The organism is Rhodanobacter sp. BL-MT-08 (assembly GCF_054161255.1).
Window position 1 is genome coordinate 3536296 of sequence record NZ_CP167872.1, and the last position, 24498, is coordinate 3560793.

Consider the following 24498-nt stretch of genomic DNA (forward strand, 5'->3'; position numbering starts at 1 on the left):
ACCGCCAATCTTATCACCGCAGCGGCCTGCCCGGCACGCCGGCCGCTGCCAACCGCCTCATTCAGCGCTGCCGCCGGAAGGTGTCGACGGCGATGACGCCGGTGCGGGCGCGGCGGGCGCAGGTGCCGCGGCAGTAGCGCCTTTCTCGGCAGACTCCGGCTTGGTGCTGGAGGCGCTGACGCCCTCACTCTTGCTGTCGGCAAGGTTGCGTTTCTTGTCGCTGTCAGATTTGAAATCCGTCTCGTACCAGCCGCTGCCGGCCAATCTAAACGTCGGTGCACTGACGCGCCGTTTGAGCTGCGGAGCGCCGCAGCTGGGGCAGATCGTCGGGTCGTCGTCCGACAGTTTCTGCAGGCGATCGAAGCGATGCCCGCAGCTGGCGCACTCGAACTCGTAAATAGGCATCCGGAAAACTCCAACTTCAAGTCGGCGTATGACCGACAGCGCGCCATTATCAGCCCGATCGGCCGAATTTCAACGTCATCTGCGCAACGTCATCGCGACCGGCCCTCCGCCAGCGGCTAGGCGAGCCCCTGTTTGATCCTCGCGACGCGTCTCGCACAGGCGTATGGCTGCATCCTGCTTCAGGCATCTAGACGTCCATTTGGTGTCATCAGTAAGCCAACGTCGGCTGCCTTCGCCCTGAATCACGGTCGTCGTCTAGGGGCCGACGCTGCCGCGGTCATGACCTGTGAACCGCCCAACCCGGCGATCGCTTCAAATTGTTGCAAAACAACATAAGGCAGAAATGGTGCCTTGCGATAGTTTCATGTGTAAGCATTTGTTTTTCATTGGTAAATGCGAAGTGTTTCAGCAATTGTAAATATGTGTGAATTATTTGTTGCGCACCGCATCATTTTCACTTACGGTCGAGGTCAGCGCTGCAGAAGCGTGTTGTCGTGTTGGGGATTGCTATTACTAGCTAGCGAAACTGGGGAGATTTTTACTATGGCAAAACTTCGTCGCAATCGACTGGCCAGCGCGCTCCTTCCGTTGCTTGGGATGAGCCTGTTCAGCACCGCACTTTTCGCACAAGACACTTCCAGCGGCACGCCACCGGAAAGCGCCGCGCCCGCTGCGCCAAAGGACACCAAGCAGCTGCAGCAGGTCGTGGTGACCGGCACCCGTCAGTCCACCCGCACGGTGGCCGACTCGCTGGCGCCGATCGACGTGCTGACGCCCGCCGACCTGACTGCCAGCGGCAGCACGGACCTGGCCAGCGCCATGGCGACGCTCCTGCCCTCGCTGGACTTTCCGCGGCCTGCGATCAATGACGGCAACGACGCGGTGCGCCCGGCCACGCTGCGCGGCCTGTCGCCGGATGACGTGCTGGTGCTGGTGGATGGCAAGCGCTATCACACCACCAGCCTAGTCAATTACAACTCCTCGGTCGGTCGTGGCTCGGCGCCGGTGGATCTGAACTCCATTCCGATTTCCGCGATCGACCACATCGAGGTGCTGCGCGACGGCGCGGCCGCCCAGTACGGTTCGGACGCTATCGCAGGCGTGATCAATATCGTGCTGAAGCACGGCAGCGCACCGGGCAAGAACGATATCAGCATCAACGGCGGCATCATGGACAAGGGTGACGGCGCGCAGAACGGCGTGTCGGGCTCGGTCGGCATTCCGCTCAGCGGGCCGCAGGGCAGCGCGCCGGGCTGGGCACGTATCGCCTGGAACTACCAGGACACGATGAACACCAACCGCGCCGAAAACACCGACCGGTCCAGCAATCTCAATCCGACCAACACCAATGCCGCGGGCATTCCCTACGAGCGCTACGGCGATCCGGCCGTAAAGACCTACCAGGCGCTGCTCAACTTCGGCTACGACCTCACCCCCGACGTGCAGCTCTACGGCTACCTCAATGGCAGCCGTCGCGAGGTCAACTCCAACGGCTACTACCGCGCTGGCGGCAGCGAGGAATTTCCCAGCTACCGCAACGTGGCGGCCATCTATCCCAACGGCTTTCTGCCCCACATCGTCAATCCGACCAACGACACCGCTGCCGTCCTGGGCGTCAAGGGCAAGACTGAAGGTGGGTGGAACTGGGATGTTTCAGGCGATTACGGCCGCAATGATCTAACCTTCGATATCGAAAACAGCCTCAACGCCAACCTCTACCACTCGCTGGGCTACACGCCGACCAGCTTCAACGCCGGGGCCTTCCATACCGAGCAGAGCGTCTTCAACGTCGACATCAGCAAGGACATGAACTGGGGCTTCCTGCCGAACCCGGTGACGCTGGCGTTCGGCGGCGAATACCGCAAGGACAAGTACACCATCGACGCCGGCGACCCGGACTCGTACTATTTCAATCCCGATACGCTCGCACCGGACGGCAGCGTCTACGCCGGTGGCTCACAGGTGTTTCCCGGGCTCTCGCCAGCCGTGGCGGGCAGCTTCAGCCGGCATAGCGAAGCGGCCTATGTCGATATGGAAACGGACCTGACCAGCAAGCTGTCCGCCGGCGTGGCGGCACGCTACGAGGATTACAGCGACGCCGGCTCCACCCGTTCGGGCAAGATATCGCTGCGCTATCAGCTCACCGACACCTTCGCGCTGCGCGGTACGGCGTCAAACGGCTTCCGCGCGCCGTCACTGGCACAGCAGAACTACGAGTCGGTCGTCACCCTGATTCAAAACGGGCAGCTGGCACAGATCGGCACCTACCGTCCGTCGGATCCTGTCGCCATTGCCCTCGGCGCCAAGCCGCTGAAACCCGAGAAATCGACCAATTACGGCCTCGGCGGAGTCTGGCAGCCCACCAACGATTTCAGCGCCACGCTGGATCTCTACCAGATCCGCATCTACGACCAGATCCTGTATTCGGACCAGATTCCGGTGGACCTTGCCGGCAGTCAGGTCACAGGTGCCCAGTTCTTCGTCAACGGCGCCACCTCACGCACCCGAGGCGCCGATCTTATCGGCAACTACCGCATCGACCTGGAGGCCTACGGCAAGCTCAACCTCACGGTCAGCGGCAACTACAACAGCACCAAGATCTTGGAGGTGAGCTCGCCGAACTTCGGACGCGACAGCCAGGGCCTGCTGACCGACGCCACGCCGCGTACCAAGTTCGTGATTGCCGGAGACTGGGCAATCGCCGACTTCAACCTGCACGCCAACGTGACCCGCTATGGCTCGGTCACGCGACTGGGTGACGATGCGAACGGCGACGAGGACCAGACCTTCTCCGCGCGCTGGCTGCTGGACATGTCGGCCAGCTACAACTGGCAGGCCTGGACCTTCACTGTAGGTGGCGACAACCTCACCAATCAGTACCCAACCAAGGCCGCCCTCAACAACGTATACGAAGATCGCGCCGACGGCCTGCAGTATTCCTCGCTGTCGCCGTTCGGTTTCAACGGACGTTACTGGTACGCCAAGGTGAATTACCGCTTCTGATGGCCAACACTGCTCAGGAATCCCGGCGGCAACGCCGGGATTTTTTTGCCTTCACGTTCCTTTCGGTTATCTGTCCCGCCAACCGGTAATGCCCGACACACACCCACAGAATGTATCGGCTCTTGGCGCAGAAATGCGCGCGTCGATGCATAACCTGAAGTTTTATCCTCATGCATGTTTGGACATATAGACGTCCATCGTTGATTGACCGCTTGTTCATTCGTCGTTAACCTGCATTTTCTACTCCAAAAAACAGGTTCAGTGACAGTAATGATCAGCAAGCGTCAAAGCCGTTTTCTACCGGCGTATCTACCTGCCATCATCGCGCTGTCGCTTGCAAATGCAGCAACAGCGCAAGACACCACGCCAGCAAAGGCACCGGCCAAGACCAAAGATCTCAGCGCCGTCATCGTGACCGGCACGCGGTCGGACAGCCGCACCGAAAGCAGCTCGCTCACGCCGATCGACGTCGTCTCGGCCAAAGTGCTGCAGCAGACCGGCACCAATGACTTGCCCACGGCGCTCGCGCGCGTGATCCCGTCGCTGAATTTTCCACGACCTTCGGCGGCCGATACGGCCGACAGCCAGCGCCCGGCCCAGCTGCGCGGCCTGTCGCCGGATCAGGTGCTGGTGCTGGTGAACGGCAAGCGTTGGCATCCGGGCGCGATTCTGCTCAACAACGGCGTCATCGGACGCGGCTCGCAGTCGGTCGATCTCAACACCATTCCGCTCTCGGCCATCGATCACATCGAGGTGCTGCGCGACGGCGCGTCGGCCCAGTACGGCTCCGACGCCATCGCGGGCGTGATCAACATCATTCTCAAGAAAGGCGCCAAGGGCGGCGATGTCGAGGTTACCGGCGGCCAGTATTCGGCAGGCGACGGCCGGCAGTGGCAGGGTTCGGCCGATTTCGGCATACCGCTCGCCGGCGACAAGGGCTGGCTGCGCCTATCCGTGCAGAGTGGCAATGAGGACTACACCAACCGCGCCGGCCCGGACAATCGCCCGGGCTACCCGGCCCTCGGCGTGAACTATCGCCAGGGCGATCCCGCAGTGCATGACACCAACGTGCTGCTCAATACGCAATACGACATCACTCCGAACGTGCAGTTTTATGCATTTGGCCATTTCGGCCGCCGTCAGAGCACGTCACCCGCGTTTTTCCGTTACGGCAACAACGCTCCGACCGCACCGTCCTATCCAGCGTTGATTGGACAGCTCTATCCGAACGGCTTTCTGCCCCTTGAACACGCCGATTCCACCGACCAGTCGCTGGTCACCGGACTGCGCGGCACACTCGACGGCTGGCGCTGGGACTTGAGCGGCAATTTCGGCCGCAACCGGGTTTCCTATCAGACCCAAAACAGCCTCAACTACGCCTACCTGCACGACTTCGGCAGCACGCCCACGACGTTCGACGACGGCATTCTTACTGCCGCCCAGGAAGCCGTTGACCTTGACATCGCCAAGGATCTTTCGCCCAGCTGGCTGCCCAACCCGGTCACGGTGGCCTTTGGCGTCGAATACCTGCGCCAGACCTACGGCATCGACGCGGGCTCGCTGCCGTCGTGGTATGTCGGCACCTCCGGCGTATCCGGCGGCGCGCAGGGTTTCGCCGGCTGGCAGCCGGCCAACGCGGTAAACGCGTCACGGCAGGACGTGGCCGAATACCTCGATCTGGAAACCAATCTGACCGATCGCCTCGGCGTCTCTGCCGCCGTGCGGCACGAGCATTACAACGACTTCGGCAACACCACCTCGGGCTCGCTGGCCGGTCGCTTCGATTTCACCGACCGCTTCGCGCTGCGCGCTAGCGCCTCGACCGGCTTCCGCGCGCCGTCGCTGGGGCAGCAATATTTCTCGCAGATATCGTCGCTGTTCTTTGCCGACGGCAACTCGGCCGGCCTGCCCGCCGGCATCTACAACTCGGGCCTGGTGCCGGTGAATAGCCCGATCGCACGATTGCTCGGCGCACAGCCGCTGAAGCCGGAGAAGTCCGAAAACTTCACCTTCGGCGCGGTGTGGAACCCCACCGACGCGCTGACGCTCAGCGCGGATATCTACCAGATCGATATCCAGAACCGTATTGCGCTATCCGGCGCGATCTCGACGACGAAACCGTCCGTCGTGAGTTACCTGACCGCCAACGGCATCACCGACCTCAACTACAGCAGCCTGAACTACTTCACCAACGCGGCCGATACCCGCACGCGCGGCGTCGACTTCGTCGGCACCTATCTGGCCGATTTCGGCACGGCGGGAACGCTCTCGACCACGCTCAGCGCCAACTACAACCAGAACAAAGTCACCCAGGTCAAAGCCAACCCGGCGGTGCTGGAAAATCTAGGCGTCAATTTCGTGCGCCTGAACCGGCAGGACATCGAGGGTTATCTGGCCAACTCGACGCCGCGCAGCAAACTGATCCTCAGCGAGCTGTACACCGACGGCAACTGGAGCGTCAACGCGACCCTGACCCGTTACGGCAGCTATACCAACTACGTCAGCAACCTGACCAGTTACAACATCGCCAACGGCGTGGTCGATCAGACCTTTTCGCCAAAGTGGTTGCTGGATCTGGCGGTGAACTACCGCTTGAACAACTGGACCTTTACGGTGGGCGCGGACGACGCGCTGGACACCTATCCGGACCGCAATATCGCCAACAACAGCAATCACGGCACGCTGCCCTACTCGACCTTCTCGCCGTTCGGTTACAACGGCGCGTATGTCTACGGCAAGGTTCGCTACAGCTGGTAACGGCAACATCGTTCATAAAAAATCCCGGCGTTGCAGCCGGGATTTTTTTGTCCGCACGTTGTGTCGATAGCCAACAGTCAGCGAGAGTGAAACGCCAGCGCGCCGCTTTCGACGTCCACGCCGATGGTCGAACCGATAGGATAGCGCCCCTCCAGAATCTGCTTGGCCAGCGGATTTTCCAGCTGCTGCTGGATCGCCCGCTTCAGCGGCCGCGCGCCGTAGACCGGATCGAAACCGACGTTGCCCAACAACACCAGCGCATCGTCGCTGACTTCCAGCTTGAGCTGACGCTCGGCCAGGCGCTTTTCCAGATACACCAACTGGATGCGGGCGATGGCGCCGATCTGCTTTTTATCCAGCGGCCGGAACACTACCAGCTCGTCGAGCCGGTTGATGAACTCCGGCCGAAAGTGCGCCTGCACCACGCCCAGCACCGAGGCCTTCATCTGCGTGTACTGCTCTTCGCTGTCCAGATTGCCGCCGTTGTCGGACATGTCCTGGATCACGTTGGAGCCGAGGTTCGAGGTCATCACGATCACGGTGTTGCGGAAGTCCACCGTGCGGCCCTGACCATCGGTAAGGCGGCCGTCATCCAGCACCTGCAGCAGCACGTTGAACACATCGGTGTGCGCCTTCTCCACCTCGTCCAGCAAGATCACGCTGTACGGGCGACGGCGTACCGCCTCGGTGAGATAGCCGCCTTCCTCGTAGCCCACATAACCGGGCGGCGCGCCGATCAGCCGGCTGACCGAGTGCTTTTCCATGAACTCGCTCATGTCGATGCGCACCATCGCATCGGTGGTGTCGAACATGAACTCGGCCAGCGCCTTGCACAGCTCGGTCTTGCCCACGCCGGTGGGGCCGAGAAACAGGAACGAGCCGCTCGGCCGATTCGGATCGGACAGCCCCGCGCGCGCGCGGCGGATCGCGTCGGACACGGCGCGAACAGCCTCGTCCTGACCAACCACGCGGCGATGCAGATCGTCTTCCATGTGCAGCAGCTTTTCGCGCTCGCCTTCGAGCATCTTGCTGACCGGAATGCCGGTCCAGCGCGCCACGACCTCGGCGATCTCTTCGGCGGTGACCTTGTCCTGCAGCAGCTTGAAATCCTGCGTCTCGGCGGCCTGCGCAGCGGCGAGCTGCTTTTCCAGCTCGGGCAGTTTGCCGTACTGGATTTCGCTCATCCTTGCGTAGTCCTGCTGCCGCTGCGCCGCGTCGAGTTCCTGCCGCGCCTGCTCGATTTGTTCCTTCACGCGGGTCACGCCCTGCAGCGCGGCCTTCTCGGATTTCCAGATCTCGTTGAGGTCGGAAAACTCGCGCTCGAGCTTGTCGACATCGGTTTCCAGATCGGCCAGCCGCTGCTTCGACTCGCTGTCTTTTTCCTTCTTCAGCATCTCGCGCTGGATCTTCAGCTGGATCAGCCGGCGCTCCAGCCGGTCGAGCTCTTCGGGCTTGGAGTCGATCTCCATGCGGATGCGTGACGCCGCCTCGTCCATCAGGTCGATCGCCTTGTCCGGCAGCTGGCGGTCGGCGATATAGCGATGCGACAGCGTGGCCGCGGCAACGATCGCCGGATCGGTGATCTCCACGCCGTGATGCACGGCATAGCGCTCCTTCAGCCCGCGCAGGATCGCAATGGTGTCCTCGACGCTGGGTTCGCCCACAAAAACCTTCTGGAAGCGGCGCTCCAGCGCGGCGTCCTTCTCGATGTATTTGCGGTACTCGTCCAGCGTGGTGGCACCGATGCAGTGCAGCTCGCCACGCGCCAGTGCAGGCTTAAGCATGTTGCCCGCGTCCATCGCGCCGTCGGCCTTGCCCGCGCCGACCACGGTGTGCAACTCGTCGATAAACAGGATCACCCGGCCTTCCTGCTTGGCCAGATCGCTGAGCACGGCTTTGAGCCGTTCTTCGAACTCGCCGCGGAATTTCGCGCCGGCGATCAGCGCGCCCATGTCGAGCGACAGCACGCGGCGATTCTTCAGGCCTTCGGGCACTTCGCCGTTGACGATGCGCTGGGCCAGACCTTCGACGATGGCGGTCTTGCCCACGCCGGGCTCGCCGATCAATACGGGGTTGTTTTTGGTGCGCCGCTGCAGCACCTGGATGGTGCGGCGAATCTCCTCGTCGCGACCGATCACCGGATCGAGCTTGCCGCTTTCGGCGCGCTCGGTGAGGTCGATGCAGTATTTCTCCAGCGCCTGGCGCTGCTCCTCGGCATTTTCACTCTGCACTTTTTCGCCGCCGCGCAGCTTGTCGATTGCCGCTTCCAGATTCGGCTTGGTCGCGCCGGCCGCCTTCAGCGCCGCGCCGAGCTCGCCCTTGTCCTCCAGCGCCGCCAGCACAAACAGTTCGCTGGCGATGAACTGATCGCCACGCTGCTGCGCCAGCTTGTCGGTGAGATTGAGCAAGCGGGTCAGCTCGTTGCCGGCGTGGATATTGCCTTCCTGACCGCTGACTTTCGGCAGCCTCTCGAGCAATTCGTTGACGCGCTGCTGCAGCGCCGGCACGTTGACCTGTGCCTGCGTCAGCAGCGGCCCGGTCGAGCCGCCCTGCTGATTGAGCAGCGCGGCCATGACGTGCGCCGGCTCCATCATGTTGTTGTCGCGGCCCACGGCCAGCGACTGCGCGTCGGCCAGCGCCTGCTGGAAACGCGAGGTGAGTTTGTCCATTCGCATTGACGTACCCTCGGTGGATTTGGCGGACGGGCAATCAGTCAGCCGGCCGGCCACTGCTTGCAAGATGCGGACGGCGCTTGGTGAATCAAGACGCGATCACCGTATTCCCGCCGCCCGATGCATCGAAATTGATCGGGATCAAAGATATCTTTCACATAGAAATTGCTACGGTGCAGCAATGGACACACAAGCCACCCACGCCGACCTGATGGAACAGACGCCGCTGCCTGCGCCTGCGCTGCCTTCGCATGACGCGCGCTGGGCGCTGTTTCTGGACGTAGACGGCACGCTGCTGGACTTTCAGGACGATCCGCGCAGCGTCAGGGTCAGTGATGAATTGCTGGGCCGGCTGCACGCTTTGCACGAGGCGCTGGACGGCGCGCTGGCGCTGGTCAGCGGCCGCGAACTGGACGATCTGGACAGGCTGTTTGGAAACCCGCGCTGGGCGGCGACTGGCCTGCATGGGCTGGAACTGCGTCGCGCCGACGGCAGTTTCCGACGGTTGACGGTGGACAGCGATCAGCAACAGCGCATGCGGAAGGCCACTGAGGCGCTGGCCGCGCGCTACGAGGGCGTGGAACGCGAGGACAAGCAGATGGCCGTGGCGCTGCACTGCCGGCGCGCGCCGCAGCAGTTCATGTCGCTGCGCGATGCTGCGCTCGAGCTGATTGCCGAACTTCCCGGCTACGAACTGCAGCCCGGCAATCTCGTCATCGAATTCAAGCCCACCGGCATGGACAAGGGGCGCGCGGTCAGCGAACTCATGGCCAGTGTACCGTTCGCCGGCCGGCTGCCGGTGTATCTGGGTGACGACCTGACCGACGAGCACGCGTTCGCCAGCGTGCAGAAAAAAGGCGGCATCAGCGTATTGACCGGGCCACCCCGCCCATCGCACGCATCGTTCTCATTGCCAGGCCCGGCTGCGGTGGAGATCTGGCTGGCTCGCGTGCTTGACGCACTCTCGCAAGGAACCCCTCCCCCATGACCAACAACCCGCCGAAAGCCCTGCCCGCCAGCCTTGAACTCGGCGTCATCGGTAACGGCAGCATCGCGGCGCTGATTGACGCGCGCGGCAGCATCGTCTGGTGCTGCATGCCGCGCTTCGACGCCGACGCCAGCTTCTGCAAGCTGCTCTCGCCGAAGATCGACGGCGGCGAGTGGGCGATCGAACTGGAAGATTTCGAACGGGCCGAACAGCAGTACGTACCGAATACGGCGGTGCTGATCACGCGGCTTTTCGACAAGCACGGCGGCGCCATCGAGATCGTCGACTTTGCCCCGCGCAACCGCTCACTCGGCCGCGTTTATCACCCGGTGATGCTGGCACGAAAGGTGAGCCCGCTCAGCGGATCGCCGCGCATTCGCATCAAGCTGCAGCCGCTGTGCGACTACGGCGCGCAGCCGGCAGCAACCACTTCTGGCAGCAACCATATCCGCTACATCCTCAGCGAGGTCACCCAGCGGCTGACCAGCGACGTGGCCACCCCGCTGATCGAACGCAGCCTGCCCTTCAGCCTGGATCGCCCGGCGCATTTTGTTTTCGGCCCCGATGAAACCCTGAGCGAAAGTCCGGCGGATTTCATTCACCGCGCGCTGGAACGCACGCAGGCGTACTGGCGCGACTGGGTCCGCAGCCTGTCGATTCCGTACGAGTGGCAGGATGCGGTGATCCGCGCCGCCATCACCCTGAAGCTGTGCCAGTACGAGGCCACCGGTGCGATTGTGGCGGCGCTCACCACGTCCATCCCCGAAGCGCCGGACACCTCGCGCAACTGGGACTACCGCTACTGCTGGCTGCGCGACTCGGCCTTCACCGTGCGCACGCTCAACCGGCTCGGCGTCACCAGCACCATGGAGGATTACATCCGCTACGTGTTCAACCTGGCGGTAGTGGAAGGCGACGATGAAGTTGGCCCGGTCTTCGGCATTACCTTCGAGCGCGAGCTGCACGAGCGCCAGGTCGAAGGGTTGGCTGGCTATCGCGGCATGGGTCCGGTGCGCGTGGGCAACGACGCGTGGCAGCAGCGGCAGAACGACGCCTACGGCTCCGTCGTGCTGTCGTCGGCGCAGCTGTTTTTCGATCGCCGCATCGAACACCGCGGCGATGCCATCATGTTCAAACGGCTCGAGCGGATGGGCGCCCTGGCCTTGCGTATGGCCGAACAGACGGATGCCGGACTGTGGGAATTTCGCGGCCGCGCCTCCGTACATACCTACTCGGCGGCAATGTGCTGGGCCGCCTGCGATCGGCTGGCGCATATCGCCACCGAACTCGGGTTGGACGACCGCGCGCGCTATTGGCATCGCGAAGCGCTGGCGCTGCATGCGCGTATCGAGGAACGCGCGTGGAATGAAAAGCTCGGCTGTTTCGTCGATGCGTATGACGGCGAAAATCTTGACGCCAGCCTGCTGCTGCTGGCGAACATCGGATTCATCGAAGCCAGCGATCCGCGCTTCATCGCCACGGTGGATGCCATCGGCGCCGCGCTGGGCCGCGGCAATTACCTGTTTCGCTATATCGCGCCGGACGATTTCGGCACGCCGGAAACCGCCTTCAACATCTGCACGTTCTGGTATATCGAGGCGCTGGCTGCCACCGGGCGGGAGGAAAAGGCGCGCGCCATGTTCGAAAACATGCTGAGCAAGCGCAACGCGCTGGGCCTGCTGTCGGAAGATCTCGCGCCTGACAGCGGCGAACACTGGGGCAACTACCCGCAGACCTATTCGCTGGTCGGCATGATCCAGGCCGCGATGCGACTCTCGCGCCGATGGGAGGAAGCCCTGTGAGCGAAGAAAAAAGGCCCGGCCGTCTCGTCGTCATATCCAACCGCATCGCGCTGCCGGGCGAGACCTCCACCGGCGGTCTGGCGTCCGCCATGCAGGCTGCGCTGAAGGAGCACGGCGGACTGTGGTTTGGCTGGAGCGGCAAGGTCTCGACCGAAGAAAAGCTCCACCGGATCAGTCACGAATCCATCGACTACGCCACCTTCGACCTTTCGCGCCAGGATCACGACGAATTCTACGCGGGGTTTGCCAACCGCACGCTGTGGCCGCTGCTGCATTACCGGCTGGACATGGTCGACTACCAGCGCAGTCATCTGGACGGCTATATGCGCACCAACGCGCTGTTCGCCGATCACCTGGTCAAGCTGCTGAAGCCGGACGATATCGTCTGGGTACACGACTATCACCTGATTCCGGTCGCCTCGATGCTGCGCGAGCGCGGCGTCAAGAACCGGATCGGCTTTTTCCTGCACACGCCGCTGCCGCCGGCCGCGCTGCTGATCGTGTTGCCGAAGCATCGCGCGCTGCTGGAGACGCTGGCCAGCTACGACCTCATTGGCCTGCAGACGGCCCGTGACCTGCGCGCGCTCGAGGACTACTTCGTCCATGAGATAGGTGGCAGCATGCGCACCGGCGGGCGGTTGCGCGCCGCGGACGGGCGCAGTTTTCGTGCCGGCGTGTTCCCCATCAGCATCGATACCGCGCTGGTCGCCCAGACCGCCAGCAAGGCCGAGTCGCTCGATGAAATCAAGCAGCTGCACAGCAGTCTGGCCGATCGCGCGCTGATCATCGGCGTGGACCGTCTGGACTATTCCAAAGGCCTGCCCGAACGCTTTCTGGGTTATGCGCACCTGCTCGAACGCGCGCCCGAACTGCATCGGCAGATCACCTTTCTGCAGATCGCGCCGACCTCTCGCGGCGTGGTACCCCAGTACCAGCAGATTCGTCGCGATCTGGAGCGCAGTGCGGGCCACATCAACGGCATGTACGCGGCGCCCGACTGGGTGCCGATCCGCTACGTCAATCAGTCCTTCCCGCATAGCGTGCTCACCGGCTACTACCGCAACGCGCGGGTCGGATTCGTTACGCCGCTGCGTGACGGCATGAACCTGGTGGCGAAGGAATACGTCGCCAGCCAGGACCCGAAAGATCCCGGCGTGCTGGTGCTGTCACGATTCGCCGGCGCCGCGTTCGAACTGCCCGAAGCTCTGCTGATCAACCCGGCCGACACGGCCGAGGTTGCCGACGCGCTGGACCGCGCCCTGAAAATGCCGCTGAAGGAACGCAAGCGCCGCTGGCGCGCGATGATGGATGTGCTCGAAAAGCACGACCTCACCGCCTGGCGCAACAGCTTCCTCACGGCGCTGAAGGAGATCCACGCCAAAACCGCCGACGCCCAGACCTGAAATCACGCTTGCTCGGGCGCCAGCCAGATCAGGCTGGCGAATCTGCCGCTGCGCTCACCGTGGCGCCGGTAGGAATAGAAGCGCGGGTCGGTAAATGTATCGAAGCCGCCGCCGTAGATAGGCGACACGCCGGCAGCCGCGAGCCGAAGCCGCGCCAGCGCGGCCAGATCGCACAGCCAATGGCCGGGACGCGTCGGCGCGAAGCATGCCGCGGCAGCCGCGTCGAAACCGACGAAGGCGGCACGAACCTCTTCGCCCACTTCATACGACGACGCCCCGATGCATGGCCCCAGCCAGGCAAGAATGTTTTCTGGCGCAGCGCGCAGCGCGCTCAGGGTTTCTTCCAGCACGCCATTCAACAGGCCGCGCCAGCCGGCGTGGGCGGCGGCAATTTCGCGACCGTCCGCCGTGCAGAAAAGTACCGGCAGGCAGTCCGCCGTGAGAATCGCCAGCACCGTCCCCGGCAGGTGCGACACGGCCGCGTCCGCCTCCGGCTCCTCCGCGCTGGGCAGCGGCCCGAGTTCCGCCACCGTGGTGCCGTGCACCTGACGCAGCCAGCGCGGCGCGGCCGGCAGCGCCAACGCCTGCTGCAAGCCGCCGCGATTGGCCTGCACCACGTCGACCGCGTCGCCGCTGCGCAGGCCGAGGTTCAGCCGATCAAACGGCGCAGTCGACACCCCCGGACCGAGCCGCGTGGTGACCACTGTCCGCACCGCCGACGGCGCCGGCCAGTCCGGAAACACCCAACTATCCGTCCTAGAAATACCGTTTACGATCATGGGCTCAATAATCGTCGGCGCCATGGGCGATGTGATCGGCCCGCAGTGCCTCGATAAGCATCAGTTGATCGGCCGGGCGCTCGGCGCTGAACGACAGCGATTCTTCCGTGACCGGATGCACGAACGAAAGCCGCTCGGCGTGCAGGGCCTGCCGGCGAAAGCCGCGAAGTACGGCAATGAGCTCGGGCGACGCGCCCTTGGGCAGCTTCAGGCCGCCGCCGTACAGCGGATCCCCCAACAGCGGGTGGTTGATATGCGCCATGTGCACGCGGATCTGGTGCGTGCGGCCGGTCTCCAGCTGACACTGCAGCAGGCTGTGGGCGCGGAAGCGCTCGCGCAGGCGGTAATGCGTGACCGCGTGCTTGCCATCCTCCTCGTCGCGCACGGACTGCCGCAAACGGTCGCCCATGTGTCGGCCGATCGGCGCATCGACGGTGCCGCCGGACACCATCGTGCCCAGCACCACCGCCTCGTACTGGCGCTCCACTTCGTGCCGGGACAGCAGATCGACCAGCGCGGTGCAGGTTGGCAGGGTCCTGGCCACCACCATCAGGCCGGAGGTGTCCTTGTCCAGCCGGTGCACGATGCCGCCGCGCGGCAGCTCGGCCAGCCGGGGATCGTGGTGCAGCAGCGCGTTCAGCAGAGTGCCGGCCGGGTTGCCCGCACCCGGGTGCACCACCAGGCCGGCCGGTTTGTTCAGCACCAGCAGGTGCTCGTCCTCGTACACGATCTCCAGCGCAATCGCCTCCGGCTCGCTGGTGACCTCGGCCTCCAGCTCTACCAGCAGCCGCACCTGCTCGCCGCCACGCAGCAGTTGCCGGGGCGGCGCCTGTACGCCGTCCAGGGTCACCGCGCCGGATTTGATCCAGCCGCTGAGCCGCGAACGGGAGTAATCGGGGAACATCTCGGCCAGCGCCTGGTCGAACCTGCGTCCCGCGGCAGCCAGGGGAACGCCGGCCTCGTGCCGTATGGTGGTCATGGCCTTCCCCACGGGCTGTGGCCGGTTTCGGCTATCATGCCTCTTCGATCAAACATCTGAATTCTTTTCCCATGCGTGTAATGAAGCTGCCGATGTCCCAATTGCGTGTTTTCAAGGTGCTGGTCGTGCTCGCCTTCGCGGTGTCGATGAGCGCGTGCTCATTGTTCCATCATAAGCGCGACACGCTCGATACCATGCCGGTGGATGCGCTTTACAACACCGCGCACGACTCGATGGAGAACTCCGACTATACGGCGGCGGTCAAAGCCTACCAGCGCCTGATCGCGCGTTTCCCGTCCGGTCCGTACACCGAACAGTCCCAGATCGATCTGGCCTATGCGCAGTACAAGGACAACCAGCCTGACGACGCTTACTCGACGATCAACCGGTTCATCAAGACCTATCCGGCCAACAAGCACATCGATTATGCCTACTACCTGCGCGGCCTGATCAATTTTGATCGCACCAGCGGCATCATCGAGCGCTATGTCTATCGGGAAGCCGGACAGGCGCGCCGTGATCAGGGCTACAACCTGCAGGCGTTCGACGATTTTTCCGAGGTGACCCGCCGCTATCCCGACAGCGCCTACGCGGCCGACGCGCGCCAGCGCATGATCTACCTGCGCAACAGCCTGGCGCAGTTCGAAATCGACGTGGCCGAGTTCTATCTGCGCAACAAAGCCTATATCGCTGCGGCTGACCGCTCGCAGTATGTAATCGAGCATTACCAGCAGGCGCCGGAAACCGGCGACGCGCTGGCGATCCTCACCCGCAGCTATCTGGCGCTCGATCACAAGGAGCTGGCCGAGCAGACTCGCCAGGTGCTGGCGCTGAACTATCCGAACCACCCCTATCTGAAAGACCCCAAGTGGCCGCATGCGCCCTCGACGCTGCGCAAGATGGTGCCGTTCTCCGGCCACTATTGAGCTCCCCGTGGGGCCTGACGTGAAAAAGCCGGCGATCGATCGCCGGCTTTTTTGTTGCTTTCGTTTCGCTGGTGCGCTCAGCGCCAGCCTGATGTGATCGGATAACGCCGCTCGCGGCCAAATGCCCGCATGGTCACGCGCGGACCGGGCGCGGACTGACGCCGTTTGAACTCGTTGGCCAGCACCAGCCGCGCGACGCGGCGCACGGTGTCGGCATTAAAACCAGCCGCGACGATGTCCGCCTGCGACTGCTCGCCTTCGATAAATCGCTCGAGAATCGCATCGAGCTCGTCGTAAGGCGGGAGCGAATCCTGATCGGTCTGATCCTCGCGCAGCTCGGCCGATGGCGGGCGTTCGATCACGGCCATGGGGATGAACCCCGCGCCATCGGGCTGGGTGTTGCGCCAGCGCGACAGCTTGTAGACCTCGGTCTTGTAGACGTCCTTGAGTGGCGCGTAGGCGCCGCACATGTCGCCGTAAAGCGTGGCGTAGCCGACCGCCATCTCGCTCTTGTTGCCGGTGGCCAGCAGCAAGCGGCCGTGCTTGTTCGACAGCGCCATCAGCATCACGCCGCGGGTGCGCGACTGCAGGTTTTCTTCCGTCGTATCCGCCGGCTTGCCGGCGAACGCTGGCGTCAGCGCATCGATGAACGACGCATAGGTCGGCTCGATCGATATCACGTGATAGTCGACGCCCAGCAGCTGCGCCTGCGCGCGCGCGCCGTCCAGCGACAGCTGCGAGGTGTAGCGCATCGGCATCATCACCGCCGTCACGCGATCGGCGCCCAGCGCATCCACCGCCAGCGCCAGGGTCAGCGCCGAATCGATACCGCCGGACAGGCCCAGCAGCACGCCGCCGAAGCCGTTCTTGTCGATGTAGTCGCGAATGCCGCGCACCAGCGCCGCATAGAGAATCGCCTCGTGCGACGTATCGGTGGCCTGCGGCCAGTCTTCAGCGACCAGGGTGCGCGTTTGGGCATCGAACTGCGCCCATAGCAGCGCCTCGGCGAACGCCGGCGCGCGGGCCGCGATGCGGCCGTCGCCGTTCACCAGCAGCGAAGCGCCGTCGTAGACCACCTCGTCCTGGCCGCCCATCACGTTGACGTAGGCAATCGCGCAGCCGGTTTCCAGCGCTCGCGCCGTCAGAACGGCTTCGCGGGTCGACTGCTTGGCGTCATCCCAGGGCGAGGCGTTGATCACGACAATCAACTCGGCACCGGCCGCCGCCGCCTTCGCCGCCGGCTCGGGCATCCAGACGTCTTCGCAGATCAGCAGACCCACGCGCACGCCGTCGATGGTCACCACCACGCTTTCGTGGCCGGGGCGGAAATAGCGCTTGTCGTCGAATACGCCGTAATTGGGCAGCGCCTGCTTGTGCGCGGTGACTTCGACGGCCCCTTCGCGCAGCAGGCTGGCCGCGTTGAATACCTCGCCCTCGCTGTGCGGATGGCCAACGATCACCGCGGTGCCCGCGGTCGCGGCGGCCAGAGATTGCAGTTCGCTCTCGCAGGCCGCCAGGAAGCTGGGCCGCAGCAACAGATCCTCGGGCGGATAACCGCTCAGCGACAGCTCGGGAAACGCGATCAGCGCCGCATCCTGCGCCTGCGCTTCATTGATAAGCCTGCGCATGCGTTTCGCATTGGCGGCCACCGCGCCGACCGAAAAATCGAATTGCGCCAGCGCGAAGCGTAAGGTGGTCATGCCCAGAAGATCCAACGTCGAATGCCAGAGACGCATGATAACCGAGCGCCGCAACGCCACGGCGCCGCTTCTCAGCCAAAAAGACCCAGCAGCGCGGCCCCCAGTAGGAGCATCAGTGCCGCGACGAGGGCGTCCAGCAGTCGCCAGGCCAGCGCGCTGCGAAACCACGGCAGCAGCAAACGCGCGCCGAATCCCAGCGCGGTGAACCACGCCGCGCTCGCCGTTGCCGCACCGCCGGCAAACCACCAGCGCGCGGCACCTGCATAACGTGTCGATACCGAACCGAGCAGCACCACGGTATCGAGATAGACGTGCGGATTGAGCAGGGTGAAGCCCAGGCAGGCCAGCGCCACACGCCAGCGGTCGCCATCGATATCCCCGCCCGTCGGCTGAAGTCCGGAGGTGCCGCGGCAGGCACGCCACGCGGCCAGCAAGCCGTAGCCGAACAGGAAGATCGCGCCGATATAGCGCAGCCATTGCAGCAGGCCCATATGGTGCTGCACCACCAGCCCCATGCCCGCCACGCCCAGCAGGATGAGCGACATATCCGACAGCGTGCAGATCGCCACCACCAGGCCGACATGGCGTCGCTGCAGCCCCTTCCGCAGCACGAACGCATTCTGTGCGCCGATGGCGATGATCAGGCTTGCGCCGGTGCCGAGACCGGCAAGATACGCTGCGGAGGACATGGTGATTTCCCTTGGACGAACCGCAATCTGGCGCAACGCGTATCATCAGTAAAGCTGAATATTCTTCATCAGTATTAGATTTACTTAATTTGGCGAAAACGCCTAAGCGCTTATTGAAGGTAATGTTGTGACCCTACTGAATCCCCAGCTCACCGCGTTCGCCGCCGTACTTGCCGAAGGCAGTTTCGAGGCCGCCGCCCGGCGACTGTCGCTGACGCCCTCCGCCATCTCGCAGCGGATCAAGGCGCTGGAAGATCGCCTGGGCCAGGTGCTGATACTGCGCCGCCTGCCGTGCCGGGGCACGCCCGCTGGCCAACGATTGCTGCGCACCGTGCAACAGATGCAATTGTTGGAAGCCGAAACGCTGGGCGAGTTTGCCGCGGCCGATCCGGCGAACCGCGCGGCTTCGACCATGGCGATTGCAGTGAACGCCGACTCGCTGGCCAGCTGGCTGCTGCCGGCGCTGGCCGAACTGCATACGCAGCGCGGCATGCTGTTCGATATCCGGACGGAAGACCAGGACCACTCGGCCGACCTCTTGCGCGACGGCTCGGTGCTGGGTGCAATAACGGCCGACGCCAGACCCGTGCAAGGCTGCGCGGTGAAAAAGCTCGGCGTGATGCGTTATCTGCCGATCGCCGCGCCGACCTTTGTCGAAAAGTATTTCGGCGATGGCCTGAATACTGCGGGGCTGGGCCACGCACCCATGCTGATATTCAACCGTCGCGATGCGCTGCAGACGCGATTCATGCGCAGCGTCACGCGTGCAAAGCTGGCGCCGCCCGTCCATTACATTCCCTCATCAACCGCATTCATCGAAGCGGCAGCGCTCGGTCTCGGCTGGGCGATGGCGCCCGCGGCCATGCTGCGCGCTCCGCTTGCCAGCGGCGCTGTGCAAACGCTGGCGCCCGGACGCTGGCTCGACGTGCCGATGTACTGGCAGCACTGGACGATCCGCTCGCCGGCACTCGCCCAGCTCACCGATGCGCTGCTGCGCGCGGCCGCCAGCGGCCTGCAACTTTCCAGAGCAACGAAGCAGCGGCACTGAATCGTATCGAGCAAACGCACATTCCCTGTCCACAAAAAGGCCGCGGCATGACCGCGGCCTTTCGTGTCGCCAAACAGCGGCGACTGTTTCTGCGTCGACTTACTTCGACATCAGCTTGGCGAGCGTCTTGCCCAGATCGGCAGGCGACTTCACCGTGGTGACGCCGGCCTTCTCGAGCGCGGCAAACTTCGCCGCGGCCGTGCCCTTGCCGCCGGAGATGATCGCGCCGGCGTGGCCCATGCGCTTGCCGGCCGGAGCGGACGCACCGGCGATGAACGACACCACCGGCTTGGTCACGTATTCGCCGATGAACTCGGCCGCGTCTTCCTCGGCCGAGCCGCCGATCTCGCCGACCATGATGATGCCTTCGGTCTGCGGGTCGTCCTGAAACAGCTTCAGGCAGTCGATGAAGTTCAAGCCGTTGATCGGATCGCCACCGATGCCGATGCAGGTGGACTGGCCCAGGCCTTCGTTGGTGGTCTGGAACACGGCTTCATAGGTCAGCGTGCCGGAGCGCGACACGATGCCGACCTTGCCCGGCTTGTGGATATGGCCCGGCATGATGCCGATCTTGCATTCGCCCGGGGTGATGATGCCGGGGCAGTTCGGCCCGATCAGCACGATTTCCGGATGCTGCGCCAGCACGTTCTTGACGCGCAGCATGTCCAGCACGGGGATGCCTTCGGTGATCGCCACGATCACCTTGATGCCGGCGTCGATCGCCTCGAGGATCGAGTCGGCCGCGAACGGCGGCGGCACGAAGATCACCGACGCATCGGCACCGGTTTCCAGCACGGCTTCATCGACCGAGTTGAAGACCGGCAGACCAATGTGCTCGGAACCGCCCTTGCCCGGGGTCACGCCACCGACGACCTTGGTGCCGTAATCGATCGCCTGCTCGGCGTGGAAGGTGCCCTGCTGGCCGGTGAAGCCCTGCACGATGACCTTGGTGTTTTTGTTGACGAGAACGCTCATGCTTGCATGTCTCCCTTAGGCCTTGGCCGCAGCCACGGCCTTTTGCGCCGCGTCGTTGAGATCGTCGGCCGGCGTGATCGCCAGTCCGGAATTGGCCAGCAGTTCGCGGCCCTTCTCGACATTCGTGCCCTGCAGGCGAACGATGACGGGGATCTTCAGGCCCACTTCCTTCACCGCGGCGATGATGCCTTCGGCAATCAGGTCGCAGCGCACGATGCCGCCGAAGATGTTGACCAGGATGGCGGTGACCTTGTCCGAAGAAAGGATCAGCTTGAACGCCTCGGTCACGCGCTCCTTGGTCGCGCCGCCGCCGACGTCGAGGAAGTTGGCCGGCTCGCCGCCCGCCAGCTTGATCACATCCATCGTGGCCATGGCCAGACCCGCGCCGTTGACCATGCAGCCGATGGAGCCGTCCATCGTCACGTAGTTGAGGTTGTTCTGCACGGCGGCCGCTTCGGCCGCGTCTTCCTGGGTCAGATCGCGCATGGCGCCCAGATCCGGATGACGGAATTCGGCGTTGTCGTCCGAGTCGACCTTGCCGTCGAGCGCGGCCAGCGTGCCGTCTTCGAGCACGGCGAGCGGGTTGAGCTCGACCAGGGCCAGATCCTTTTCGTTGAACAGCTTGTAAAGGCCCAGCATGATCTTGGTCAGCTGGTTGACCTGCTTGCCGTTGAGGTCCATCGCAAAACCCAGCTGACGGCACTGGTACGGCTGCAGGCCTTCGACGAAATCGACCACGATCGTGTGGATGTCTTCCGGCGTTTCCTTGGCGACCTGCTCGATGTCCACGCCGCCGTGCTTGGAGGCGATGAAGGACACCGACTTGCTGTCACGGTCGACCAGGATCGACAGATACAGTTCCTTGGCGATATTGGTCGCATCGGTCACCAGCACCAGGTTCACGGGCAGCGCGCGGCCGGCGGACTGGTAGGTTTCCATGCGGGTGCCGAGCATGCCTTTGGCTGCAGCGCGGACGTCGTCAAAGCTCTTGCAGAACTTGACGCCGCCGGCCTTGCCGCGGCCGCCTGCGTGGATCTGCGCCTTGACCATCCACTGCGAACCGCCAAGATGCTTGGCAGCGTCGACAGCGGCGTCGGGGGAATTGGCAACCTTGCCCGGCGGCACGGCAATACCGTACTGCGCGAACAACTCTTTGGCTTGGTACTCGTGGAAATTCATTCGATACCTCGAGCGAACGGAGAAACATAAAGGCCGCACGCAAAACCGCGCGTGGGTCGGGAGGGTCGGATGGCGGAGCATCGCGCTGGCGAGATGCGGGCTGCAGACTCGTCAGCGGGGGGAAACCGCGCTATTCGGCCGCCTATTTTCACGGAAGCGGGCGGCAATGGAAAGAGCCGGCGCACCCGGAGCGCTCCGCGCCGCCGTTTGAAACGCCTGTCGGCCGCCGCTGCAGCAAGCGCGCGCGGCTGCGATCTCGCCTCTATACTCGCGCAAACCACCGCCGAGCATGCCCGCACGTGTCCAGCGCTCCATCCGTGATGACCAGCCACACCGGCAACCAGGCCGTCCGCCACGAGCTGACCTTTCTCAACGTGTTCCGTGTCATCCAGGCGCTGGTCTACGTCGGCCTGGCCTTTACGCCGATGGGGCTGGGTTGGCCGCAGCTCGGCTCGCTCAATTTCGCCGGCTACGTGGTCACGCTTTATCTGCTGTTTGCGCTGCTGTCGCTGGCGCTCAACCGCCGCAGCATGGGCTTTGTGACGCTGGCGGTATCCGCTGCACTGGTGGTGGATATCGCCGCCGCCGTGCTGGCCATCTCGGCGATGAACGACACGCGCATCGGCATCTCGATGATGCTGGCGGTCAACCTGTGCGCCGGCGCGCTGATCCTGCCGCTGCGACTGTCGAGTTTCTTCGCTGCATTGGCCACAGTGGGCATTCTTGGGCACACCTTTCTGCAGGCGGCTCACGGCGGGCCCGGCGATCGCGACCTGCTCGAATCGGCGCTTTTCTGCCTGGCCTACTTCGCCGCCACCACGCTCTGCCACGTGCTCGGCCGCCAGCTGCGCGCCACCGAGGCGCTGGCCGAGCAGCGCAGCAGCGACCTGGCCAATATGGCCCAGGTCAACGAGCTGATCATCCGGCGCATGAAGACCGGCGTGCTGCTGGTCGACGATGCCAACCGCATTCATCAGATCAACGAATCGGCCTGGATGCTGCTGGGCAACCCCGGCGCCGATCAGCGCGATCTGGGCCAGCTGGCGCCCGAGCTGTCGCGGCGCCTGTATCACTGGATGACCTCGGGCAAGCTCGACGAAACCGCCACCCAGCTGGCCGACGGCGTGCCCGAAGTGGTGCCACGCTTCAGCCGGCTGGCGCCGAACGACGATTCGCACGTGCTGATTTTTCTCGACGATACCTCGCTGCTATCGCGCCGTGCCGAAGAGCTTACGCTGACCTCGCTGGGCCGGCTGTCCGCGTCGATCGCGCACGAGATCCGCAACCCGCTCGCGGCGATACGCTATTCGGCGCAGTTGCTGGCCGAATCCAAGAGCATGGACCAGACCGATCAGCGCATGGTCGAGATCATCAACAACCACTGCATCCGGCTCAACGAGATCATCGAAAACATCCTGCAGCTGTCACGCCGCGAGCGCTCGCGGCCGGAGACACTGGACCTGGGCAACTGGGCGCAGCATTTCGTGGCCGAATACAGCGAAGGCAACGACCTGGGCGCGGACTCGCTGCGCGTGGTCGCCACGACCGGTGCGCCGGTAGCGGCGGTGGCCGATCCGCAGCAGCTGCAGCAGGTGGTGTGGAATCTGGTGCAGAACGCGCTGCGCTACGGCCGCCTGCCCGGCGAGCCCGCACGGGTGATGGTGGTCGCGCGCCAGGGCGAGCACGGCGTGCCGATTCTGGAAGTGATCGATCGCGGTCCGGGCATCGCGCCCAAGGTCGCGGCGCAGATTTTCGAGCCGTTCTACACCACCAACGAGTACGGCACCGGCCTGGGCCTCTACCTCGCACGGCAGATGAGCGAGGCGAACCAGGCCGCGCTGGAATACGTGCGCGTCGCCGGCGGCGGCAGCTGCTTTCGATTGATCCTGACACCGGCGAGCGGCGCGAAATAATCGCTTGAACAGCGGCGCTCCGCGATTGTGCGTCAGACCCGATCGGGTCGCGTGATCAGGTCGAACGCACAATCAAGGTAACTGGCAAGGTCTCCGAGCTGGCCGACTGCCCGTTGATCAGGGCAAGCACCTTGCGCGCCAGCAGCGTGCCGCCTTCCTGCCAGTCCTGCCGCACCGAGCTGAGCGGCGGCATGAAGCTCGCGCCCATCGGCATGTCGTCATAGCCGACGACCGAGACATCGCCAGGCACCGAATGACCCAGCTCCATTGTCGCGCGTATCGCGCCCATCGCCAGCAGATCGCTGCAGGCAAAAATCGCATCGAAAGTGACGCCGCGAGCGTTGAGTGAATGCACCGCGTCCATGCCCGAGTCGGGCGTGAACTCGTCGCGGCGCATCAGCAGCGGCTTGATGCCATGCAGGGCCAGCGCATCGACGAACCCGTTCAGCCGCTCGAAGATTTCCGGATGACTGGGGTTGCCGATAAACACCGGATGCTGCCTGCCCATCGCCACGAAGTGATCGGCCACGATGGCGCCGCCCAGCCGATTGTCGCCACCGACCACGATCTGCGTATCGCCCTTGCTACGCGAGCCCCACACCACCATCGGCAAACCGAGCTTGTCGAAGCGCCGCACCGCGTCCTGATGGACGCCCTGGCCTAGCAGGATCAGACCATCGGCGGCCTGCACCGCTGCCGCCGTGGCGCCCTGACGCGTGGTCAGCAGCACGCTGTATCCTGCCGCGGTGAGCTCCTGCGAAATACCGCCGAGCAGGACCAGCGGATAGGGGTCGAACATCGTGCGGTCGATCGACGGCTTCATTTCCACGATCACCGCCACCGTATGACTGCGGCGCAGGCGCAGATTGCGTGCGCTGACGTTGAGCTTGTAGCCATGCTCGCGCGCCAGCGCCTGAATCTGCTCGCGCGTTTTCAGGGTGACCAGCGGGCTGTCGCTGAGGGCGCGCGACACGGTGATCTTCGACACGCCGGCCAGCTGCGCCAGATCGGCCATGGTCAGGCTCATCGAACCCAGCGGATCCGGCTGCTTCTTGCCCGTGCGGCTCAAGTCTCCTCCCCCCCGATCTGTGCTCGGCATCGCCTATCGTCGCCCGTTTTGAAAGCTCATGGGTTACCCGCGCCGATTGGCCCATTCGATGGCGCGACGCAACAATGCCTTGCAGTTTGGCTACTTGCGATGCGTTCGTCCATCGGGACGCTGCACGGCAGGTACCTGCGATGAGAACTTGCCTGTCGCGGCATCTAATTCCCCTGCCGCT

Annotated in this window: 17 protein-coding genes; 8 read left to right on the forward strand and 9 right to left on the reverse strand. The window is 64.0% G+C overall.

Annotation, left to right across the window (positions count from 1 at the left end):
- Positions 1–57: 57 nt before the first annotated feature.
- Complete coding sequence (locus tag ACDK93_RS15825; protein WP_458069888.1) at positions 58–405, reverse strand: FmdB family zinc ribbon protein; 348 nt, start codon at positions 403–405, stop codon at positions 58–60.
- A 597-nt stretch (positions 406–1002) separates the two neighbouring features.
- Between ACDK93_RS15825 and ACDK93_RS15830 the strand changes: the two genes are divergently transcribed.
- Both ACDK93_RS15830 and ACDK93_RS15835 read left to right on the forward strand, forming a co-directional pair.
- Entirely contained in the window at positions 1003–3408 is a 2406-nt protein-coding gene (locus tag ACDK93_RS15830; RefSeq protein ID WP_458072494.1) for a TonB-dependent receptor plug domain-containing protein, read from the forward strand.
- Positions 3409–3678: 270 nt separating this feature from the next.
- On the forward strand, positions 3679–6165 hold the full coding sequence (locus ACDK93_RS15835) for a TonB-dependent receptor plug domain-containing protein (protein WP_458069889.1): 2487 nt from the start codon (positions 3679–3681) through the stop codon (positions 6163–6165).
- 77 nt (positions 6166–6242) lie between these two features.
- Here the strand turns inward: ACDK93_RS15835 and clpB are convergent, their stop codons facing one another.
- On the reverse strand, positions 6243–8840 hold the full coding sequence (gene clpB, locus ACDK93_RS15840; protein WP_458069890.1) for an ATP-dependent chaperone ClpB: 2598 nt from the start codon (positions 8838–8840) through the stop codon (positions 6243–6245).
- Positions 8841–9018: 178 nt separating this feature from the next.
- Between clpB and otsB the strand changes: the two genes are divergently transcribed.
- Genes otsB through otsA form a run of 3 tightly spaced genes read left to right on the forward strand, consistent with a single transcriptional unit; the run spans position 9019 to position 13030 of the window.
- The gene (otsB, locus tag ACDK93_RS15845; protein WP_458069892.1) at positions 9019–9825 is read left to right on the forward strand and encodes a trehalose-phosphatase; all 807 of its coding nucleotides are present in this window, start codon (positions 9019–9021) and stop codon (positions 9823–9825) included.
- Positions 9822–11627: a glycoside hydrolase family 15 protein gene (locus ACDK93_RS15850; RefSeq protein ID WP_458069894.1), complete on the forward strand. Its 1806-nt coding sequence runs from the start codon at positions 9822–9824 to the stop codon at positions 11625–11627. Before otsB ends, ACDK93_RS15850 begins: the two co-directional genes overlap by 4 nt.
- Positions 11624–13030, forward strand: a complete 1407-nt coding sequence (gene otsA, locus ACDK93_RS15855; protein WP_458069896.1) for an alpha,alpha-trehalose-phosphate synthase (UDP-forming) — start codon at positions 11624–11626, stop codon at positions 13028–13030. Before ACDK93_RS15850 ends, otsA begins: the two co-directional genes overlap by 4 nt.
- Positions 13031–13032: 2 nt before the next feature.
- Here otsA and pgeF read toward each other — a convergent pair whose 3' ends face one another.
- Both pgeF and rluD read right to left on the reverse strand, forming a co-directional pair.
- The gene (gene pgeF, locus ACDK93_RS15860; RefSeq protein ID WP_458069898.1) at positions 13033–13809 is read right to left on the reverse strand and encodes a peptidoglycan editing factor PgeF; all 777 of its coding nucleotides are present in this window, start codon (positions 13807–13809) and stop codon (positions 13033–13035) included.
- Between the two features lie 4 nt (positions 13810–13813).
- On the reverse strand, positions 13814–14788 hold the full coding sequence (gene rluD / locus ACDK93_RS15865) for a 23S rRNA pseudouridine(1911/1915/1917) synthase RluD (protein WP_458069899.1): 975 nt from the start codon (positions 14786–14788) through the stop codon (positions 13814–13816).
- A 92-nt stretch (positions 14789–14880) separates the two neighbouring features.
- Here rluD and ACDK93_RS15870 point away from each other — a divergent pair, with 92 nt between their 5' ends.
- Positions 14881–15714, forward strand: coding sequence for an outer membrane protein assembly factor BamD (locus tag ACDK93_RS15870; protein ID WP_458069901.1), 834 nt, complete (start codon positions 14881–14883; stop codon positions 15712–15714).
- A gap of 77 nt (positions 15715–15791) precedes the next feature.
- Here ACDK93_RS15870 and ACDK93_RS15875 read toward each other — a convergent pair whose 3' ends face one another.
- Positions 15792–17414, reverse strand: a complete 1623-nt coding sequence (locus ACDK93_RS15875; RefSeq protein ID WP_458069902.1) for an NAD+ synthase — start codon at positions 17412–17414, stop codon at positions 15792–15794.
- A 71-nt stretch (positions 17415–17485) separates the two neighbouring features.
- Complete coding sequence (locus tag ACDK93_RS15880) at positions 17486–18103, reverse strand: LysE/ArgO family amino acid transporter (protein ID WP_458069904.1); 618 nt, start codon at positions 18101–18103, stop codon at positions 17486–17488.
- Positions 18104–18230: 127 nt separating this feature from the next.
- Between ACDK93_RS15880 and ACDK93_RS15885 the strand changes: the two genes are divergently transcribed.
- Positions 18231–19151: a LysR family transcriptional regulator ArgP gene (locus ACDK93_RS15885; protein WP_458069906.1), complete on the forward strand. Its 921-nt coding sequence runs from the start codon at positions 18231–18233 to the stop codon at positions 19149–19151.
- Between the two features lie 99 nt (positions 19152–19250).
- On the opposite strand, the gene sucD is transcribed toward ACDK93_RS15885, so the two are convergent.
- Both sucD and sucC read right to left on the reverse strand, forming a co-directional pair.
- On the reverse strand, positions 19251–20126 hold the full coding sequence (sucD, locus tag ACDK93_RS15890; protein WP_179477745.1) for a succinate--CoA ligase subunit alpha: 876 nt from the start codon (positions 20124–20126) through the stop codon (positions 19251–19253).
- Between the two features lie 15 nt (positions 20127–20141).
- A complete protein-coding gene (gene sucC, locus ACDK93_RS15895; protein WP_458069908.1) occupies positions 20142–21386 on the reverse strand; it encodes an ADP-forming succinate--CoA ligase subunit beta in 1245 nt (414 codons plus the stop codon).
- Between the two features lie 239 nt (positions 21387–21625).
- Here sucC and ACDK93_RS15900 point away from each other — a divergent pair, with 239 nt between their 5' ends.
- Positions 21626–23218, forward strand: coding sequence for a sensor histidine kinase (locus tag ACDK93_RS15900; RefSeq protein WP_458069910.1), 1593 nt, complete (start codon positions 21626–21628; stop codon positions 23216–23218).
- 55 nt (positions 23219–23273) lie between these two features.
- Here the strand turns inward: ACDK93_RS15900 and ACDK93_RS15905 are convergent, their stop codons facing one another.
- Positions 23274–24233, reverse strand: a complete 960-nt coding sequence (locus ACDK93_RS15905) for a LacI family DNA-binding transcriptional regulator (RefSeq protein ID WP_458072495.1) — start codon at positions 24231–24233, stop codon at positions 23274–23276.
- Between the last annotated feature and the right edge of the window lie 265 nt (positions 24234–24498).

Excerpts from the sequence above, each read along its gene's own strand:
- ACDK93_RS15825 (WP_458069888.1), bottom strand. The coding sequence starts at position 405 with ATGCCTATTTACGAGTTCGAGTGCGCCAGCTGCGGGCATCGCTTCGAT.
- ACDK93_RS15830 (WP_458072494.1), top strand. The coding sequence starts at position 1,003 with ATGAGCCTGTTCAGCACCGCACTTTTCGCACAAGACACTTCCAGCGGC.
- ACDK93_RS15835 (WP_458069889.1), top strand. The coding sequence starts at position 3,679 with ATGATCAGCAAGCGTCAAAGCCGTTTTCTACCGGCGTATCTACCTGCC.
- clpB (WP_458069890.1), bottom strand. The coding sequence starts at position 8,840 with ATGCGAATGGACAAACTCACCTCGCGTTTCCAGCAGGCGCTGGCCGAC.
- otsB (WP_458069892.1), top strand. The coding sequence starts at position 9,019 with ATGGACACACAAGCCACCCACGCCGACCTGATGGAACAGACGCCGCTG.
- ACDK93_RS15850 (WP_458069894.1), top strand. The coding sequence starts at position 9,822 with ATGACCAACAACCCGCCGAAAGCCCTGCCCGCCAGCCTTGAACTCGGC.
- pgeF (WP_458069898.1), bottom strand. The coding sequence starts at position 13,809 with ATGATCGTAAACGGTATTTCTAGGACGGATAGTTGGGTGTTTCCGGAC.
- rluD (WP_458069899.1), bottom strand. The coding sequence starts at position 14,788 with ATGACCACCATACGGCACGAGGCCGGCGTTCCCCTGGCTGCCGCGGGA.
- ACDK93_RS15870 (WP_458069901.1), top strand. The coding sequence starts at position 14,881 with ATGTCCCAATTGCGTGTTTTCAAGGTGCTGGTCGTGCTCGCCTTCGCG.
- ACDK93_RS15875 (WP_458069902.1), bottom strand. The coding sequence starts at position 17,414 with ATGACCACCTTACGCTTCGCGCTGGCGCAATTCGATTTTTCGGTCGGC.
- ACDK93_RS15880 (WP_458069904.1), bottom strand. The coding sequence starts at position 18,103 with ATGTCCTCCGCAGCGTATCTTGCCGGTCTCGGCACCGGCGCAAGCCTG.
- sucD (WP_179477745.1), bottom strand. The coding sequence starts at position 20,126 with ATGAGCGTTCTCGTCAACAAAAACACCAAGGTCATCGTGCAGGGCTTC.
- sucC (WP_458069908.1), bottom strand. The coding sequence starts at position 21,386 with ATGCTCCGCCATCCGACCCTCCCGACCCACGCGCGGTTTTGCGTGCGG.
- ACDK93_RS15900 (WP_458069910.1), top strand. The coding sequence starts at position 21,626 with ATGACCAGCCACACCGGCAACCAGGCCGTCCGCCACGAGCTGACCTTT.
- ACDK93_RS15905 (WP_458072495.1), bottom strand. The coding sequence starts at position 24,233 with ATGGCCGATCTGGCGCAGCTGGCCGGCGTGTCGAAGATCACCGTGTCG.